The organism is Pseudomonas arvensis (genome assembly GCF_056688935.1).
Genome location: NZ_CP162038.1, coordinates 6,189,572 through 6,204,682, shown reverse-complemented (window position 1 = coordinate 6,204,682; position 15,111 = coordinate 6,189,572). Strand labels below are relative to the sequence as shown.

Here is a 15,111-nt window from a genome sequence, read left to right as displayed (position 1 = left end):
GGAGTCTGTCTGTTGAGCGCTCATTCTCACGATCACGGTCATCACCATCATCATGGCCACCACCACCACGGTGACGTGCACGCTGCTGGTCCTTTCCCTTGGCGGCGCATGGCCTGGGCCGCGTTGCTGGTGTTGTTTGCGGTCGCAGCGGCCAGCCTGGTGCAAGTGCGTTCCGGCGAAGCCACGGTGATCACGCGGTTCGGCAACCCGTCGCGGGTGCTGCTGGAGCCGGGTCTGGGCTGGCGCTGGCCGGCGCCGTTCGAGGCGGCGATCCCGGTGGACCTGCGCCTGCGCACGACCTCCAGCGGCTTGCAGGACGTAGGCACCCGCGACGGCCTGCGCATCATCGTGCAGGCCTATGTGGCGTGGCAGGTGCAAGGCGATGCCGACAATGTGCAGCGCTTTATGCGTGCAGTACAAAATCAGCCGGATGAGGCGGCGCGGCAGATCCGCACCTTCGTCGGCTCGGCGCTGGAAACCACGGCAGCCAGTTTTGATCTGTCCAGCCTGATCAATACGGATGCCAGCCAAGTGCGCATCGCCGATTTCGAAGCGCAATTACGCCAGCAGATTGATCAGCAATTGCTCACCACCTACGGCGTGCGCGTGGCCCAGGTCGGCATCGAGCGCCTGACCTTGCCGTCGGTGACCCTCACCGCCACCGTCGACCGTATGCGTGCCGAGCGCGAAACCATCGCCACCGAACGCACCGCCGTGGGCAAGCGCGAAGCAGCGCAGATCCGCTCCGCCGCCGAGCGCGACGCGCGGATCGTGCAGGCTGACGCCACAGTCAAAGCCGCCGATATCGAAGCCCAATCGCGAGTCGAGGCCGCGCAGATTTACGGGCGGGCCTACGCCGGCAATCCTCAGCTGTACAACTTGCTGCGCTCGCTGGATACCTTGGGCACCGTGGTGACGCCGGGCACCAAGATCATCCTGCGCACCGACGCCGCGCCGTTTCGCGCACTGGTGGACGGGCCGAAGGACGTCCAGCCATGACCGAGCGTGACAGCCCGGACAGCCCCTGGATCCAGGCCGGGCGCCTGACCTTCATGGCGCTGTACGCGGTGACCGTGTTGGCGGCCTTGGCCTGGGCATTTTCCAATGTGCGCCAGATCGACCCGCAGAACCGCGCCGTGGTGCTGCACTTCGGCGCCCTCGACCGCATTCAGAATGCTGGCTTGCTGTTGGCCTGGCCGCAGCCCTTTGAGCAAGTGGTGTTGCTGCCGGCTGCCGACCGCGTGATCGAGCGGCGAGTGGAAAACCTGCTGCGTTCGGAGGCGGCGGTGCAGGCTGACCGCGTGGCCAGCTTCGCCACGCCGCTGAGCGATGCGCTGGCCGGTTCCGGTTATCTGCTGACTGGCGATGCCGGCGTGGTGCAGTTGGATGTGCGGGTGTTCTACAAGGTCACCGAACCGTATTCCTTTGTGCTGCAGGGCGAGCATGTGTTGCCGGCTTTGGATCGGCTGGTCACGCGCAGCGCCGTGGCCCTGACGGCGGCGCGGGATCTGGACACGATTCTGGTGGCGCGTCCGGAGCTGATCGGCACCGACAACAGCGCCGCCGAACGGCGGGAGCGCTTGCGCGGTGACCTGGTGCAGGGCATCAATAAGCGGCTGTCGGAGTTGACCTCCAGCGGCCTGGGCCTGGGCATCGAAGTCACTCGCGTTGACGTGCAATCGAGCCTGCCGAGCCCGGCGGTGAATGCGTTCAATGCGGTGCTGACGGCCAGTCAGCAAGCCGATAAAGCGGTGGCCAATGCGCGCACCGAAGCGGAAAAACTCACCCAAACCGCCAATCAGCAAGCGGATCGTGTGGTGCAGGTTGCCCACGCCCAGGCCAGCGAGCGCCTGGCCAGTGCCAAGGCGCAAACCGCCACGGTCGCCAGCCTCGCCCAGGTCAAAGACCCGGGTTTGCTGCTGCGGCTGTACCGCGAGCGCCTGCCGAAGATTCTCGGCCAGGCGGGTTCCGTGACCACGGTCGACCCTAAAGACGACTCCCGCTTGATCATCCAGGGAGCCGAGCAATGAGCGCACCTATGTTGACCTCCGCCGAGCAGCGCAGCGCTGCCCGGCAATTGACCCTGGCCATGCTGGCGCTGGGCTTGCTCGTACTGGGCCTGGTGTGGCGCTGGCTGGCGCCGGACCAGACGGGCGTCAGTCAGCTGCTGCTGGGCGTGGCTTCGCTGCTGGTGGCCGTGCCGGTGATGCGTTCGGCGTGGTACAGCCTGCGGTTCCCCAGTTTGCATGGGATCACCGATCAACTTATCGCCTTGGCCATGCTCGGCGCCTGGGCCACCGGCGATCTGCTGACGGCGGCGTTGCTGCCGATCATTATGATCTTCGGCCATGTACTGGAAGAGCGCAGCGTGATCGGCTCTCAGGAAGCGATCCATGCTCTGGGCAAGCTGACCCGCAGCCATGCGCGGTTGGTGCAGGCCGACGGCAGCATTGTCGAGGTGGATAACGGTACGTTGAACACCGGCGATATCGTCGAAGTGCGTGCCGGTGACCGCGTGCCCGCCGACGGTGTGGTGTTGTCCGGCCAGGCGAGCCTGGACACGGCGCCGATCACCGGTGAGTCGGTGCCCTTGGAGGCAAGCGTGGGTGTGCAGGTATTTGGCGGGGCGATCAATCTCGACGGCCTGCTGCGTCTTGAAGTGACGCGCACCGGCAACGAGTCGACCTTGGGCAAGGTCATCGCGTTGATGCAGAACGCTGAGCGGTCCAAGCCACCGATCACGCGGCTGCTGGAGCGCTACGCGGGCAGCTATATGGTGCTGGTGCTGCTGCTGGCGGCGGTCACCTGGTTTGTGACCAACGATGCCCAGGCGATGCTCGCCGTGTTGGTGGCGGCGTGTCCGTGTGCGTTGGTGCTGTCGGCACCGGCCACGGCGATTGCCGGGATCGCGGTGGCGGCGCGTCATGGAATTTTGATTCGCAGCTCGGCGTTCCTGGAAGAGCTGGCGGACTTGACCTCACTGGTGGTCGACAAGACCGGCACGCTGACCTATGGCACGCTGCGATTGCAGTCCATCGAGACATCCTCGACCGATCGCCAGGCGCTGCTAAACCTTGCGGCCAGCCTTGGTTCGGCCAGTAGCCACCCGGTCAGCCGCGCGTTGGCGGGGTTGGCGACTCAGGCCCAAATGCTGGCGCTCACGGATATTCGCGAACGCCAGGGCCTGGGCGTCGTGGCACACACAGAGCAGGGCGAAGCGGCCCTTGGGCGGCCGGAGTTGTTCGCGCAGTTGGGCATTGCCACCACGGGCGTGCCCAACCATGACGGCCCGATTGCCGGGCTGGCGCTGAACGGGCAATTTCTCGCCTGGCTGCTGTTGGCCGACAGTGTCAAGCCGGAAGCGCGTCAAGCTTTGCAGGAGCTTCGCGAGCTGGGCCTGGGCCGCCAATTGCTGCTGACGGGCGACCGCCAAAGCGTGGCCGACAGCCTGGCCCTGGACGTGGGCATCAGCGATGTCGAAGCCCAGGCGTTGCCCGAGGACAAGCTCAACCGCGTGCTGGGGGAAATCGGCAGCGGCTTCCGGCCGATGGTGGTGGGCGATGGGATCAACGATTCCCTGGCGCTCAAGGCTGGGGTGGTTGGCGTAGCGATGGGGACGGGCGGGGCAGACATCGCGCTGGCCTCGGCGGACGTGGTGCTGATCGGCAGCGACCTGCGCCGCCTGGGCACCTGTGTCCGGTTGAGTCGCCAATGCCGGCACACGTTGCAGGTCAATGTGATCATCGGTCTGGGCTGGACGCTGGCGATTGTGGTATTCGCCGCGTTTGGCTGGCTGGGTGCCGCAGGCGCGATGATCGCGGCGGTGCTGCACAACCTCAGCACGTTGCTGGTGTTGGGAAACGCCGGGCGTTTGCTGCGCTTCCACGAACCGCTGTTGAAGCTCGACGAATAATTTTCAGAAATCTTTGCACACTGCTGTAACGCCGTCGGGGGGCCTCACTCTAGTGGTGTGTCGAGACTGAGCAATCCGTTCAGACCGACACCCCTACCGATCATGAGGACTTTAACAATGAACATTAAATCCGCTGCTGCTGGTGCTGCTCTGGCGATGGCCGCCGCTACCATGTTTGCCGGTGTTGCCACCCAGGTACAAGCGGCTGACGCGCCAGTGCACTGCTACGGTGTGACCTCCTGCAAAGGCATGAACGACTGCAAGACCGCTGAAAACGCCTGCAAAGGCCAAGCGGTCTGCAAGGGCCACGGCTTCAAGTCCATGACCAAGGCAGCGTGTGACGCGGCTGGCGGCAAAGTCGGCGAATAACCGGCAACGGGTGCAACCGCAGCGCCAGCCCCTTGCGCTGCGGACACTTTCCCCAGGAGTCAGTCATGTCCGCTTCCCTTCCAAGTCTGGGTTACGGCCTGGGTTTACGCAGTGAGTACTACCAGCAGATCCTTGAACAATCGCCGGCCGTGGATTGGTTCGAAGTGATCTCCGAAAATTATCTGGTGCAGGGTGGTAAAGCCTTGTACTTCCTGGACGCGATAGCCGAGCGCTATCCCTTGGTCATGCACGGCGTGTCCCTGTCCATCGGCGGGCCGCACGCCCTCGATATCGATTACCTGAAACAAATCAAACAGCTCGCCGAGCGCATCCAGCCGGCGTGGGTTTCCGATCACCTGTGCTGGAGCCGGGGCAGTGCGCACCAGTTGCATGACCTGCTGCCCCTGCCTTACACCGAAGAAAGCCTTTATCACGTCGCCAGCCGCGTTCGCCAAGTGCAGGACGTACTGCAGCGCCCGCTGGTGTTGGAAAACGTCTCCAGTTATGTGCGCGCCAAGTCGGATGAGTTCACCGAGTGGGAATTCCTCAACGCCCTGGCCCATCTGTCGGGCTGCCAGTTGCTGTTGGACGTGAACAATGTGTACGTCAGTTCGCGCAACCATGGCTTCGATGCCTGGACCTTTATCCGCAACTTGCCGCCCGACAGCATTCGCCAGCTGCATCTGGCGGGGCATATGGACTATGGCGACTACGTAGTCGATACCCACGACCACCCGGTATGTGATCCGGTGTGGGCGCTGTATCAACAGACGCTGGAGCATTTGGGGCCGGTCTCGACATTGTTGGAGCGCGATGACCATTTTCCGCCATTCGAGGAGCTGCTCACCGAGTTGAGCAAAGCCCGCGAACTGGGCGCCACGGCCTTGGCCAGGAGAGCGCTATGCGCCTGACCGATTGGCAGTTGGCCTTCGAACAGCATTTATTAGCGCAAACGCCGGATGCCAACAGTGGCTTCGCCGCGACCTTACTCGGCGGGCCAACGCTGGATGTGGACACGGGCCTGGCGATCTACCACAACGCCTATATCGCACGGTTGCAGGAGGTGTTGCGGCATGACTTCAGCGCCATCCTGTATTGGCTGGGGGATGATGAGTTTGCCGCGCTGACCCATGCGTATGTACGCCGTTATCCGTCGGCCCATTACAGCCTGCGTTGGCTCGGCGAGCGCTTGCCGGCGTTTATCCACGAGCATCTGGTGGCCGAGCAAAGTGCACCGTTGGCGGAGCTGGCCCAGTTGGAGTGGGCCTTCACCCTGGCGTTCGATGCGCTGGAAGGCCAACCGCTGACCCTGAATGACATGGCGCTGCTGCCGCCTGAGGATTGGCCCGGTTTGCAAGTCACCCTGATGCCGTCCGTGCAACAGCGACTGTGCCACTTCAACAGCGTCGCCATCTGGCGTGCCAGCAAGGATGGCACGGACTTCCCCGACAGCCACAGCTTGGACCTCGCACAGATTTGCCTGGTATGGCGCCATTTGCATGTGTGCCATTACCGCAGCCTGGAACCCGCAGAGGCCTTTGCATTGTCCGGCATGGTGACGACCGGTTGGACCTTCGCAGAACTGTGCGAGCAACTGGCAGTCACTTATGCAGAGGGTGCGCCGCTGCAGGCTGTTACATGGCTGAAACAGTGGGTCCAGGACGGTTTGCTCCAGCGCCGAGCTCCATAGAAGCGGGCTATCAAATCGATAGCCTCCTACTTTTATTGGGATGGTCTACCCTCATTTCAGACGTCTGAAACAAGGGGGGACTACTCATGCTCGCGCAACTTCCACCGGCCTTACAGAATCTTCAGCTACCGCTGCGTCTGCGACTCTGGGATGGCCATGAATTCAACTTGGGCCCCGAGCCCAGTGTGACCATCGTGGTGAAGGACCCCACGGTCGTCTCGCAACTGACCCATCCCACGCTCGACTCATTGGGCGAAGCCTTCGTCGAGGGCAAACTGGAACTGGAAGGCTCTATCAGCGAAGTGATCCGGGTGTGTGATGAGCTCAGTCATGCTCTAGTCGAGGACGACGGTGGCAGTCATCCGGTGCGCTCGATCCACGACAAGGCCACCGACGCCGCGGCCATTTCCTACCATTACGACCTGTCCAACGCGTTCTACCAGCTGTGGCTGGACCAGGACATGGCGTACTCCTGCGGTTATTTCGAAACCGGCAGCGAATCCATCGACCAGGCCCAACAAGACAAATTCCGCCACCTGTGCCGCAAGCTGCGCTTGCAGCCGGGCGAGTATTTGCTCGACGTCGGGTGCGGCTGGGGCGGGCTGGCGCGTTTTGCGGCGCGGGAATTCGGGGTGAAGGTGTTTGGTATCACCTTGAGCAAGGAGCAGTTGGCATTGGCTCGGGAGCGGGTGAGCGCCGAGGGCCTGGACGACCAGATCGACCTGCAACTGCTGGACTACCGCGATCTGCCCCAGGATGGCCGTTTCGACAAAGTGGTAAGCGTGGGCATGTTCGAACACGTCGGCCACGCCAACCTGGCACAGTACTGCCAGACCCTGTTCGGCACCGTGCGTGAAGGCGGCCTGGTGATGAACCATGGCATCACCGCCAAGCACACCGACGGCCGCCCGGTGGGCCGTGGCGCAGGTGAGTTTATCGAGCGCTACGTGTTCCCCAACGGTGAGCTGCCACACTTGGCGATGATGACCGCCGAAATCAGCGAAGTCGGGCTGGAAGTGGTCGACGTCGAAAGCCTGCGCCTGCATTACGCCCGCACCCTGGACCATTGGAGCGAGCGGCTGGAAGACAACCTGGAGGCAGCGGCGAAGATGGTGCCGGAGCAGGCGTTGCGTATCTGGCGCTTGTACTTGGCCGGTTGCGCCTATGCGTTTGCACGGGGTTGGATCAACCTGCACCAGATCCTGGCGGTCAAGCCCTATGCCGATGGCAGCCATGAACTGCCGTGGACGCGGGAGGATCTGTACCGCTGAGTGGGAGGGGGCTTGCCCCTTCCCACATTTTGTTTTGTGTTATCTGGTTAAAGGATGGGTGAGATCAAGCGCGCCACTCGCATCCCCAGTTGTTGCAGGCGCCGGGTTTCGCGGCTTTCTTCCTGGCTGACTTCATGGGCCTGTGCGAAGTCATCCAGCAGCATCTGTTCCACCTCTTTGGCAAAGGCTTCATCGACGGTCAGCAACATCACTTCAAAATTCAGCCGGAACGAGCGGTTGTCCATATTCGCACTGCCGATGGCGCTGATTTCGCTGTCCACCAAAACCACCTTCTGATGCAGAAACCCCGGCGTGTAGCGGAACACTCGCACCCCGGCGCGCACGGCTTCGATGGCGTAGAGGCTGGAGGCGGCATACACAATGCGGTGATCCGGCCGCGACGGCAGCAGCAGGCGTACGTCCACACCGCGTAGCACCGCCAGGCGCAGGGCGGCAAACACGGCTTCGTCGGGGATGAAATACGGGCTGGTGATCCACACCCGTTCGGTCGCTGCGTGAATGGCCTCGACGAAAAACAGCGAGCAGGTTTCATACGGATCGGCCGGGCCGCTGGCGAGCAATTGGCAGAGCACACCGTCTTCGGGGTAGGCGTCCGGCAGAATCAGCGGCGGCAGTTCCCGCGCCGCCCAGAACCAGTCTTCGGCAAACGACTCCTGCAGGCACGCCACCACCGGGCCCTTCACCTGCACATGGGTATCGCGCCACGGCGCCAACGGCGGTTTTTTGCCCAGGTATTCATCCCCCACGTTATGGCCGCCGACAAACCCGGTGATGCCATCCACCACCACGATTTTGCGATGGTTGCGGAAGTTGACCTGGAAGCGGTTGAGCCAGCCACTGCGGGTCGCGAAAGCCTTGACCTGCACCCCGGCGTCGCGCAGCGATTGCACGTAGCGATGGGGCAGGGCGTGGCTGCCGATGCGGTCGTAGAGCACGTAGATGCTCACGCCTTGGGCGGCTTTTTCCTTCAGCAGCGCGTGAAGTTGCCGGCCAAGTTGGTCGTCATGAATGATGAAAAATTGGAACAGCACGGCCGTCCTGGCGGTACGGATCGCGTCGAAGATCGCGCTGAAGGTGGCGTCGCCATTCACCAGCAGGCGTACTTCATTGTTGGCCAGGCACGGCATACGGCCCAGCTTGGGCATGGCGCGCAAAGAAGCATAGGCACTGGAGTTACGCGCGGCCAGGGCTTCTTCGACCCAGGGGCGCCAGTTCAGCTCGGTGATGGCGGTGTGCATTTCCTGGTTGGCCTGGCGACGGGCCTGGATGTAGGCGTCGAAGGTGCTGCGGCCGAAGATCAGGTAGGGAATCAGCGTGAGGTAGGGCATGAACATCAGCGACAAGGCCCAGGCGATCGAGCCTTGGGCGGTCCTGACGGTCAACACCGCGTGGATCGCGGCGAGAGTCCCGAGAAAGTGCAGTGTGGCGATGACGTAGGCGAGCAGGTGCGGGCCGAAGAAATCCATGGACGTCGGTACTCCAGGCAATCCAATGCCTAACAGACCATGTTCGGCTGTGAATGTCGCTATTTTATTTGGCGTGCAACACTGGCGCCTTTGCAGCGTCTAACGCCCACAATTGCTCAGGAGTTACCCGATGAATGCTCGTCTGCTCTGCTTGTCCTTGGTTGTTGGTTTGTCGCTGCCGGTGGCAGCGCAGGCGCAGATGCTGGCGCCGGGCTTGTGGGAATTGACCACCAGCAATATGAAAGTCGATAACCAGGACCTGCCGGACTTGTCCCTGATCCTCGGTCAGCTCAAGCAACAAATGACCCCTGAACAACGTGCCATGCTCGAAAAGCAGGGCATCACCATGGCCGGCAAAGGCGTGCAGGTGTGCCTGACGCCGGCGCAGGTCGCGTCTGACTCGATCCCCCTGACCGACCCGCAATCGGGCTGCAAACAGGAGGTGACCGACAAGACCGGCAACCAGTGGAAATTCCGCTTCAGTTGCCCGAAAGCCCAGGGCACCGGTGTCGCCACTTTCCAGAGCCAGAAAGAATTCACCACCACCGTCAACGGTACCTTCAATGCCACCGGCATTCAGCAGAAGGGCAGCCTGGACACCCACGCGCAGTGGTTGGGCAACGACTGCGGCACGGTCAAACCCCGCGCCTAACGCAAGAAATGCAGCGGCAAACCCTGGCAGCTGTCGACCACCTGGCCGTTGTGCCAGGCCAGGTGGCCGGAGACCAGGGTGGTGCTGACGCTGTGGCGAAAGCTGCGTTCTGCAAAAGGCGTCCAGCCGCAGCGGGCGAGGATCGGTTCTTCGCTCACCGGCTTGCCTTCGGGCTCGGGTTTGATGAGCACCAGGTCGGCCCAATACCCTTCGCGTAGATAACCGCGGTCCGGGATAGCAAACAGGTCGGCGACCCGGTGGCTGGTCTTGGCGACCAGCGTAGTCAGCGGCAGCAGGCCGTCTGCCACCAACTCCAGTAACGCCGGCAGCGCATGTTGCACCAGCGGTAACCCTGACGGCGCTTCACGATACGCCAGCTGTTTTTGCGCCCAGGTATGCGGCGCATGGTCAGTGCCAATCACATCCAGACGATCACTCAATAACGCCTGGCGCAGCGCGTCGCGGTCGGCGCGGGTCTTGATCGCCGGGTTGCATTTGATCTGATGGCCGAGGCGGTGATAGTCGCGGTCATCGAACAGCAAGTGATGGATGCAGACTTCAGCGGTGATGCGTTTTTGTGCCAGGGGCTTGTCGTCGAACAGTGCCAGTTCCCGGGCGCTGGTGAGGTGCAGCACATGCAAGCGTGTGTCGTGGCGCTTTGCTAACTCCACCGCGAAAGACGACGAGCGATAGCAGGCCTCGGCATCGCGGATCAGCGGGTGGGCGACGGCGGGGATGTCGTCGCCGAAACGCTCGCGCAAGCGCAGTTCGTTGGCCTGGATACTTGGCGTGTGTTCGCAGTGGGCCAGCAGGATGGTCGGCACTTCGGCAAACAGGCGCTCCAGAATCCGTGGATCGTCCACCAACATATTGCCGGTGGAAGCGCCCATGAACACTTTGACTCCGGCCACCTCACAGGGGTCGAGGGCCGCGACGGTGTCGAGATTGTCGTTACTCACCCCAAAGTGAAAGCTGTAGTTGGCCACCGAGTGCAGGGCCGCACGACGCTTTTTATCGGCCAGGGCTTCCAGGTTAAGGGTGGCCGGGTTGGTGTTGGGCATGTCCATCACGCTGGTGATGCCGCCAGCCACCGCCGCACGGGACTCGCTGTAAAAGCTGCCTTTGTCCGGCGCGCCGGGGTCGCGAAAGTGCACCTGGTCGTCGATCATGCCCGGCAGCAGCCATTGGCCCTTGGCGTCGATGGCCAGCGGCGCATTGCAGCCGGTGATGCTGCTGGCGATCTTCTCGATACGGCCGTTGGCGACCAGCACATCGGCGTCGAAAATCTGGCCTTCATTGACCAGGCGGGCGTTGCGGATCAGCAGGCGGCTCATGGTTCAGAACTCGTTTTGCAGGGCTTTGTAGCCGCGCACCAAATCAACGTTGGTGCGTGCCACGTCTTCGGAAAACTCCGAGGCACTGACGCTCACCGGCGGAAATTGCGACAGGTCGGTGTTGGGCCCGATGCGGGTGGTGGAGGGCACGTAGAACGCGGCCGGCAAGTCGCGGCCATCGACCACCGAGTTGTGGCGCACCACGCAACCGTCGCCCACGGCGCAATTGAACAGCACGCTGTTGAAGCCGATGAACACGCGATCGCCCACCGAGCACGGGCCGTGGACGATGGAGCGGTGGGCAATGGAGGTGAATTCGCCGATGGTGACTGCCGCGCCGGATTTGGAGTGAATCACCACGCCGTCCTGGATATTGGAATTGGCGCCGATGGTGATCGGGTCCATGGCGCCGCTGGCGTCGACTTCGTCGGCGCGGATCACCGCGTATGGGCCAACGAAGACGTTCTCGCCGATGATGACCTTGCCGCAGATGATGGCTGTTTTGTCGACGTAGGCCGATTCGGCAATCACTGGCAGATCGCCGGAAGGGTTCTTGCGGATCATGCGCTGGGCTCCGTGATGATGTGGACGTGGTCGCCATCGATGGCGTTGTAGAAACAGGTGGGCCGGCCGGTATGGCAGGCAGGGCCGAGTTGGTTGACGATCAGCAGCACCGCGTCGCCGTCGCAATCCAGGCGCGCTTCTACCAACTGTTGCCAGTGACCGGAGCTTTCGCCTTTGCGCCACAGTTGCTGGCGCGAGCGCGACCAATAGCAGACTTGCCCGGTAGCGAGGGTTTCGTTGAGGGCCTGGCGGTTCATCCAGGCCAGCATCAACACCGCGCCGCTGCCGTGTTGCTGGGCGATGGCGGCGATCAAGCCATCGCTGTTCCACGCCAGCGCGTCGAGCACCGGTTTGAGTGGAAAGCGACTGCCGATGGCCGCCCCTTCCAGTTCGAGCATGCTCAGGTTCATGGCTTGCTCAGGGCAGCGCACAAGGTGTTGAGGTTGTATTCGAACAGTCCGGTAAACGTGCTGGCGGGGCCTTCGGCGGCGAGGGCGTCGGAGTACAGCGTGCCGCCGATCTGCGCGCCGCTTTCGTCAGCGATCTGCTTGAGCAGACGCGAGTCCTTGATGTTTTCCATGAACACGGCCTTGACCTTGTCTTTGCGGATCTGGGTGATCAGCGCAGCGACTTCGGCTGCGGAAGGCTCACGTTCGGTGGACAAGCCTTGCGGCGCCAAGAACTGAATGCCATAGGCCTGTCCCAGGTAACCGAAGGCGTCATGAGAGGTGACAATGCGGCGGTTGCCGGGTGGCAGGGCACCGAACTTGGTCTTGGCTTCGGCCAGCAGGCGATAGATTTCCTTCAGGTAGCTTTGGCTGTTGCGCTGGTAATCGGCGGTATTGGCTGGGTCGGCGGCCACCAGAGCCTTGGTGATGTTGTTCACGTAGATTTCAGCGTTGGCCAGGTTGTGCCAGGCGTGCGGGTCGGGGATGGTTTCGCCGTCTTCTTCCATGGTGTGGGAGATCACGCCCTTACTGGCGGTGACTACTGTGGCTTTGGTTTCGGTGCTGGTGACCAGGCGGTCCAGCCAAGGTTCGAAACCGAGACCATTCTTGATGATCAGCTTGGCCTTGAGCAGCGCCTTGGCGTCGTCCGGCGTGGGCTCGTAGGTGTGGGCGTCGGCATCCGGGCCGACCATGTTGCTGATCTGGATGTGATCGCCACCGATCTGGTGAGTGATGTCATCGAGAATACTGAAGCTGGTGACCACCTGGAGTTTGTCGGCGGCCTGGGCCATCGACAGCGGCAGCAGCAGACTGAACAGCACGAGTAGAGCGCGCATCGGGAAACACCTCATTGGGATGTAAGCAGGGGCGGGCGGCGCAGCAAACCGTGCACCGGACCGAAGACCACGGACAGCAGGTACCCCGCGCCAGCCACCAGCACAATCGCCGGGCCGCTGGGCAGTGAGTAGTAGAACGACAACAACAAGCCAAGCCACACCGACAGGCATCCCAGCACCGCCGATACCGCAATCAACACCGGCAGGCGCCGGCTCCAGAAACGTGAAGCGATGGCCGGCAACATCATCAAACCCACCACCATCAACGCGCCGATGGCCTGGAAGCCGATCACCAGGTTCAGTACCACCAGGGTCAAAAACAGCCCATGGGCCAGCGGGCCGAGACGGCTGACGGTTTGCAGGAACAGCGGGTCGAGGGTATCGAGCAGCAGCGGTTTGTAGATCAGCCCCATGGCGAGCAGGCTGAACCCGGACACCCAGAGCATGCCGGTGAGGGTGGTGGCGTCGACGGCCAGGGCGGAGCCGAACAACAGGTGCAAGAGGTCCAGGCGCTTGCCGGCGATGCCGAGGATCAGTACGCCGGCGGCGAGTGAAATCGGGTAGATGGCGGCGAGGCTGGCGTCTTCGCGCAGGCCGGTGCGCCGGGTGATCCAAGCGGACAGGCCGGCCATGCTCAAGCCGGCACCGAGGCCGCCGATGGTCAGCGCCGGCAGGCTGAGCCCGGCGAACCAGAAGCCCAGCGCAGCGCCGGGCAGTATGCCGTGGGCCACGGCGTCACCGATCAGGCTCATGCGGCGCAGGATCAGGAAAACGCCCAGCGGCGCGGTGCTGCATGCGAGCACCAGCCCGCCGATCAGGGCGCGGCGCATAAACACGAAATCGACGAAGGGCATCCACAGGTGGGCGGCGAAGTGCATCAGGCCACCTGCATCTGGGGCTGCGGGCGGATCAGCTCTTTGCTATTGCCGAACACACAGCCGGTGCTTTTGATATGCAGCACGTGCTCGGTGTGGTGGCGTACGGACGTCAAGTCGTGGCAAACGATGACCAGCGTGCGGCCTTCGGCATGCCAGGCGTGGATATGTTTCCAGCACAGCGCCTGGCCCTCTTCATCGAGGGCCGCGTGGGGTTCATCCAGCAACAACACCGGCGACTCGGCCAGGCTCATACGGGCCAGCAGCGCGCGTTGCAATTGGCCGCCGGACAACGCCATCAATGGGCGCTGTTCCAGGCCACTGAGGCACCAGTCTTCCAGCACCGTGTGCAGGCGCTGGCTGCGTTGCTGCGAGGTGAGTTGGGTGCCCCAGAAACCTGCGGCGACTAACTCTTGCAGGCTGATGGGGAACTGACGGTCGAGGTGTTGCTGCTGAGGCAGGAACGCCAGGCCGCCACGGCGTGGAACATCCACGATCACCTTGCCGGCCAGCGGCTTTTGCAGCCCGGCGATCACTTTCAGCAAGCTGCTTTTACCGCAGCCGTTGGGACCGATAACGCCCGTGAGGCTGCCTTTTTCCAAGGTGAAATCCACGGCGGGTGTGAGCGGTTGGCCGGGGGCGCCCCAGCGTAACGTGGTGCAGGTGATCATTCAGGCTGTCTCGTCCAGCGGCTTTCAGCCACGGCATCGTGCGCGTGCAGGCTTTCGGCGTGGATCACTTTCAGGTGGAAGGCTTTGACGGCATCCGAGCGTTTCAAGGCGAGGTTCAGGCGGCGGGCGGCGTCTTCGCAGAACATCAGGTTCTGCCCGTTGGCCAGGGCGAAGGCTTGTTCGTCCGCACGTTTCACGGCGGTTTGTACGGCGGTGCCGAGGGCAGCTTCGGCGTCGTTGATCAGATCAGTCAGCGCCAGATGATCGCCTTGCAGGTGTACGTGAAGCTGGGCGCTGCTGCGCTGGCTGTGGGGCGTGGCGATGATCCCATTGGCGCTGCCGAGCCAAGTCAGCACAGCTTCATGCTGCAACGGCTTGTCGGCGAAATCTTCGAGAAACTGCTGCTGAATCAACTGCCTGGCAAGGGCTGCGGAACAGGGGCAAGTCGAGGAGTAAGTCACGTCAATTTTTTGTTCCACGTGGAACATCTGATTTTCAAGGCGGGCTTCGATGCTGACCGGATAGCTCTTCCAACCGGCCAAAGGGCTCACCAGCGCCGGGCGTTTCAGCAGCAAATTCGTATGGATACGCAGGTAGGCGTTCTTAGATAAATCTTCATGACTGTCGAGAAAGCGCTGCAGTACATTGCGCAGAAGTGCAGGCGTAAGGGGCTGCTGGTCGAGCATTTCCAGCGCCAGGTACAAGCGTGACATATGAATGCCACGGGCGGTGCCGTCGTCCAGGCTCACACCGGCATCGGCGGTGGCGGTCAGACGCTGACCGTCGATGAGGATTGGCAGGGCGATGCCGCACATGCCCACCCAGTCGAGTGGCAAGGCTTGGCGTGAAGCCTGCGCGGCGATATCCGGCAGAGTCAGCGCGTTCATGAGCAGGTCCATCGTTGGAAATAATTCGACATGTTATAGTATAACAATAGAGTCGACGATGAATTTTCTGTCCTAGCCTTTTTTCAGTCATGTCGAGTACGGACGCTCCTTTA

General features: G+C 62.5%; 16 protein-coding genes. 8 read left to right on the top strand and 8 right to left on the bottom strand.

Annotated elements, in window-relative coordinates; translation table 11 throughout:
- Window positions 1-9: 9 nt before the first annotated feature.
- The 7 genes from hflC (at window position 10) to cfaB (ending at window position 7,243) form a co-directional block, all read left to right on the top strand.
- The gene (gene hflC, locus AB3G88_RS28355; RefSeq protein ID WP_371926585.1) at window positions 10-999 is read left to right on the top strand and encodes a protease modulator HflC; all 990 of its coding nucleotides are present in this window, start codon (window positions 10-12) and stop codon (window positions 997-999) included.
- On the top strand, window positions 996-2,030 hold the full coding sequence (hflK, locus tag AB3G88_RS28350; RefSeq protein ID WP_191946658.1) for a protease modulator HflK: 1,035 nt from the start codon (window positions 996-998) through the stop codon (window positions 2,028-2,030). The genes hflC and hflK overlap by 4 nt, the downstream gene beginning before the upstream one ends.
- Window positions 2,027-3,913 carry a cation-translocating P-type ATPase gene (locus AB3G88_RS28345; RefSeq protein ID WP_480452636.1) on the top strand — a complete coding sequence of 629 codons (1,887 nt, stop codon included), beginning with the start codon at window positions 2,027-2,029 and terminating at the stop codon, window positions 3,911-3,913. The genes hflK and AB3G88_RS28345 overlap by 4 nt, the downstream gene beginning before the upstream one ends.
- Before the next feature lie 117 nt (window positions 3,914-4,030).
- A complete protein-coding gene (bufA2, locus tag AB3G88_RS28340; RefSeq protein WP_099586101.1) occupies window positions 4,031-4,282 on the top strand; it encodes a BufA2 family periplasmic bufferin-type metallophore in 252 nt (83 codons plus the stop codon).
- Between the two features lie 65 nt (window positions 4,283-4,347).
- Window positions 4,348-5,193 (top strand): MNIO family bufferin maturase, encoded by an 846-nt coding sequence (gene bufB / locus AB3G88_RS28335; protein ID WP_112192812.1) that lies wholly within the window; start codon window positions 4,348-4,350, stop codon window positions 5,191-5,193.
- Window positions 5,184-5,972, top strand: a complete 789-nt coding sequence (locus tag AB3G88_RS28330; RefSeq protein ID WP_480452633.1) for an HvfC/BufC family peptide modification chaperone — start codon at window positions 5,184-5,186, stop codon at window positions 5,970-5,972. The genes bufB and AB3G88_RS28330 overlap by 10 nt, the downstream gene beginning before the upstream one ends.
- Before the next feature lie 86 nt (window positions 5,973-6,058).
- A complete protein-coding gene (gene cfaB / locus AB3G88_RS28325) occupies window positions 6,059-7,243 on the top strand; it encodes a C17 cyclopropane fatty acid synthase CfaB (RefSeq protein ID WP_480452631.1) in 1,185 nt (394 codons plus the stop codon).
- A 47-nt stretch (window positions 7,244-7,290) separates the two neighbouring features.
- On the opposite strand, the gene cls is transcribed toward cfaB, so the two are convergent.
- The gene (gene cls / locus AB3G88_RS28320; RefSeq protein ID WP_112192809.1) at window positions 7,291-8,730 is read right to left on the bottom strand and encodes a cardiolipin synthase; all 1,440 of its coding nucleotides are present in this window, start codon (window positions 8,728-8,730) and stop codon (window positions 7,291-7,293) included.
- Window positions 8,731-8,860: 130 nt separating this feature from the next.
- Between cls and AB3G88_RS28315 the strand changes: the two genes are divergently transcribed.
- Window positions 8,861-9,382 (top strand): DUF3617 domain-containing protein, encoded by a 522-nt coding sequence (locus AB3G88_RS28315; RefSeq protein ID WP_112192808.1) that lies wholly within the window; start codon window positions 8,861-8,863, stop codon window positions 9,380-9,382.
- Here the strand turns inward: AB3G88_RS28315 and AB3G88_RS28310 are convergent.
- From AB3G88_RS28310 to folE2, 7 genes are read right to left on the bottom strand one after another with little or no spacing between them, the layout of a single operon-like run.
- Window positions 9,379-10,716, bottom strand: a complete 1,338-nt coding sequence (locus AB3G88_RS28310) for a dihydroorotase (protein ID WP_480452628.1) — start codon at window positions 10,714-10,716, stop codon at window positions 9,379-9,381. The two genes, AB3G88_RS28315 and AB3G88_RS28310, sit on opposite strands and share 4 nt — an antisense overlap.
- 3 nt (window positions 10,717-10,719) lie before the next feature.
- A complete protein-coding gene (locus AB3G88_RS28305; protein ID WP_048721911.1) occupies window positions 10,720-11,280 on the bottom strand; it encodes a gamma carbonic anhydrase family protein in 561 nt (186 codons plus the stop codon).
- Entirely contained in the window at window positions 11,277-11,690 is a 414-nt protein-coding gene (gene hisI, locus AB3G88_RS28300) for a phosphoribosyl-AMP cyclohydrolase (RefSeq protein ID WP_099586094.1), read from the bottom strand. Before hisI ends, AB3G88_RS28305 begins: the two co-directional genes overlap by 4 nt.
- Complete coding sequence (locus AB3G88_RS28295; protein WP_480452625.1) at window positions 11,687-12,565, bottom strand: metal ABC transporter substrate-binding protein; 879 nt, start codon at window positions 12,563-12,565, stop codon at window positions 11,687-11,689. The genes hisI and AB3G88_RS28295 overlap by 4 nt, the downstream gene beginning before the upstream one ends.
- An 11-nt stretch (window positions 12,566-12,576) precedes the next feature.
- Window positions 12,577-13,443, bottom strand: coding sequence for a metal ABC transporter permease (locus tag AB3G88_RS28290; protein WP_099586092.1), 867 nt, complete (start codon window positions 13,441-13,443; stop codon window positions 12,577-12,579).
- Complete coding sequence (locus AB3G88_RS28285) at window positions 13,443-14,111, bottom strand: metal ABC transporter ATP-binding protein (RefSeq protein WP_099586091.1); 669 nt, start codon at window positions 14,109-14,111, stop codon at window positions 13,443-13,445. The genes AB3G88_RS28290 and AB3G88_RS28285 overlap by 1 nt, the downstream gene beginning before the upstream one ends.
- A complete protein-coding gene (gene folE2, locus AB3G88_RS28280) occupies window positions 14,108-14,998 on the bottom strand; it encodes a GTP cyclohydrolase FolE2 (protein ID WP_158879266.1) in 891 nt (296 codons plus the stop codon). Before folE2 ends, AB3G88_RS28285 begins: the two co-directional genes overlap by 4 nt.
- Window positions 14,999-15,111 lie beyond the last annotated feature (113 nt).

Bases quoted from the DNA above. Each gene is read 5' to 3' on its own strand.
- AB3G88_RS28345 (WP_480452636.1), top strand. From the start codon at position 2,027: ATGAGCGCACCTATGTTGACCTCCGCCGAGCAGCGCAGCGCTGCCCGG.
- AB3G88_RS28290 (WP_099586092.1), bottom strand. From the start codon at position 13,443: ATGCACTTCGCCGCCCACCTGTGGATGCCCTTCGTCGATTTCGTGTTT.
- cls (WP_112192809.1), bottom strand. From the start codon at position 8,730: ATGGATTTCTTCGGCCCGCACCTGCTCGCCTACGTCATCGCCACACTG.
- AB3G88_RS28310 (WP_480452628.1), bottom strand. From the start codon at position 10,716: ATGAGCCGCCTGCTGATCCGCAACGCCCGCCTGGTCAATGAAGGCCAG.
- hflK (WP_191946658.1), top strand. From the start codon at position 996: ATGACCGAGCGTGACAGCCCGGACAGCCCCTGGATCCAGGCCGGGCGC.
- bufB (WP_112192812.1), top strand. From the start codon at position 4,348: ATGTCCGCTTCCCTTCCAAGTCTGGGTTACGGCCTGGGTTTACGCAGT.
- AB3G88_RS28295 (WP_480452625.1), bottom strand. From the start codon at position 12,565: ATGCGCGCTCTACTCGTGCTGTTCAGTCTGCTGCTGCCGCTGTCGATG.
- bufA2 (WP_099586101.1), top strand. From the start codon at position 4,031: ATGAACATTAAATCCGCTGCTGCTGGTGCTGCTCTGGCGATGGCCGCC.
- hisI (WP_099586094.1), bottom strand. From the start codon at position 11,690: ATGAACCTGAGCATGCTCGAACTGGAAGGGGCGGCCATCGGCAGTCGC.
- AB3G88_RS28315 (WP_112192808.1), top strand. From the start codon at position 8,861: ATGAATGCTCGTCTGCTCTGCTTGTCCTTGGTTGTTGGTTTGTCGCTG.
- AB3G88_RS28330 (WP_480452633.1), top strand. From the start codon at position 5,184: ATGCGCCTGACCGATTGGCAGTTGGCCTTCGAACAGCATTTATTAGCG.
- folE2 (WP_158879266.1), bottom strand. From the start codon at position 14,998: ATGAACGCGCTGACTCTGCCGGATATCGCCGCGCAGGCTTCACGCCAA.
- AB3G88_RS28305 (WP_048721911.1), bottom strand. From the start codon at position 11,280: ATGATCCGCAAGAACCCTTCCGGCGATCTGCCAGTGATTGCCGAATCG.
- AB3G88_RS28285 (WP_099586091.1), bottom strand. From the start codon at position 14,111: ATGATCACCTGCACCACGTTACGCTGGGGCGCCCCCGGCCAACCGCTC.
- cfaB (WP_480452631.1), top strand. From the start codon at position 6,059: ATGCTCGCGCAACTTCCACCGGCCTTACAGAATCTTCAGCTACCGCTG.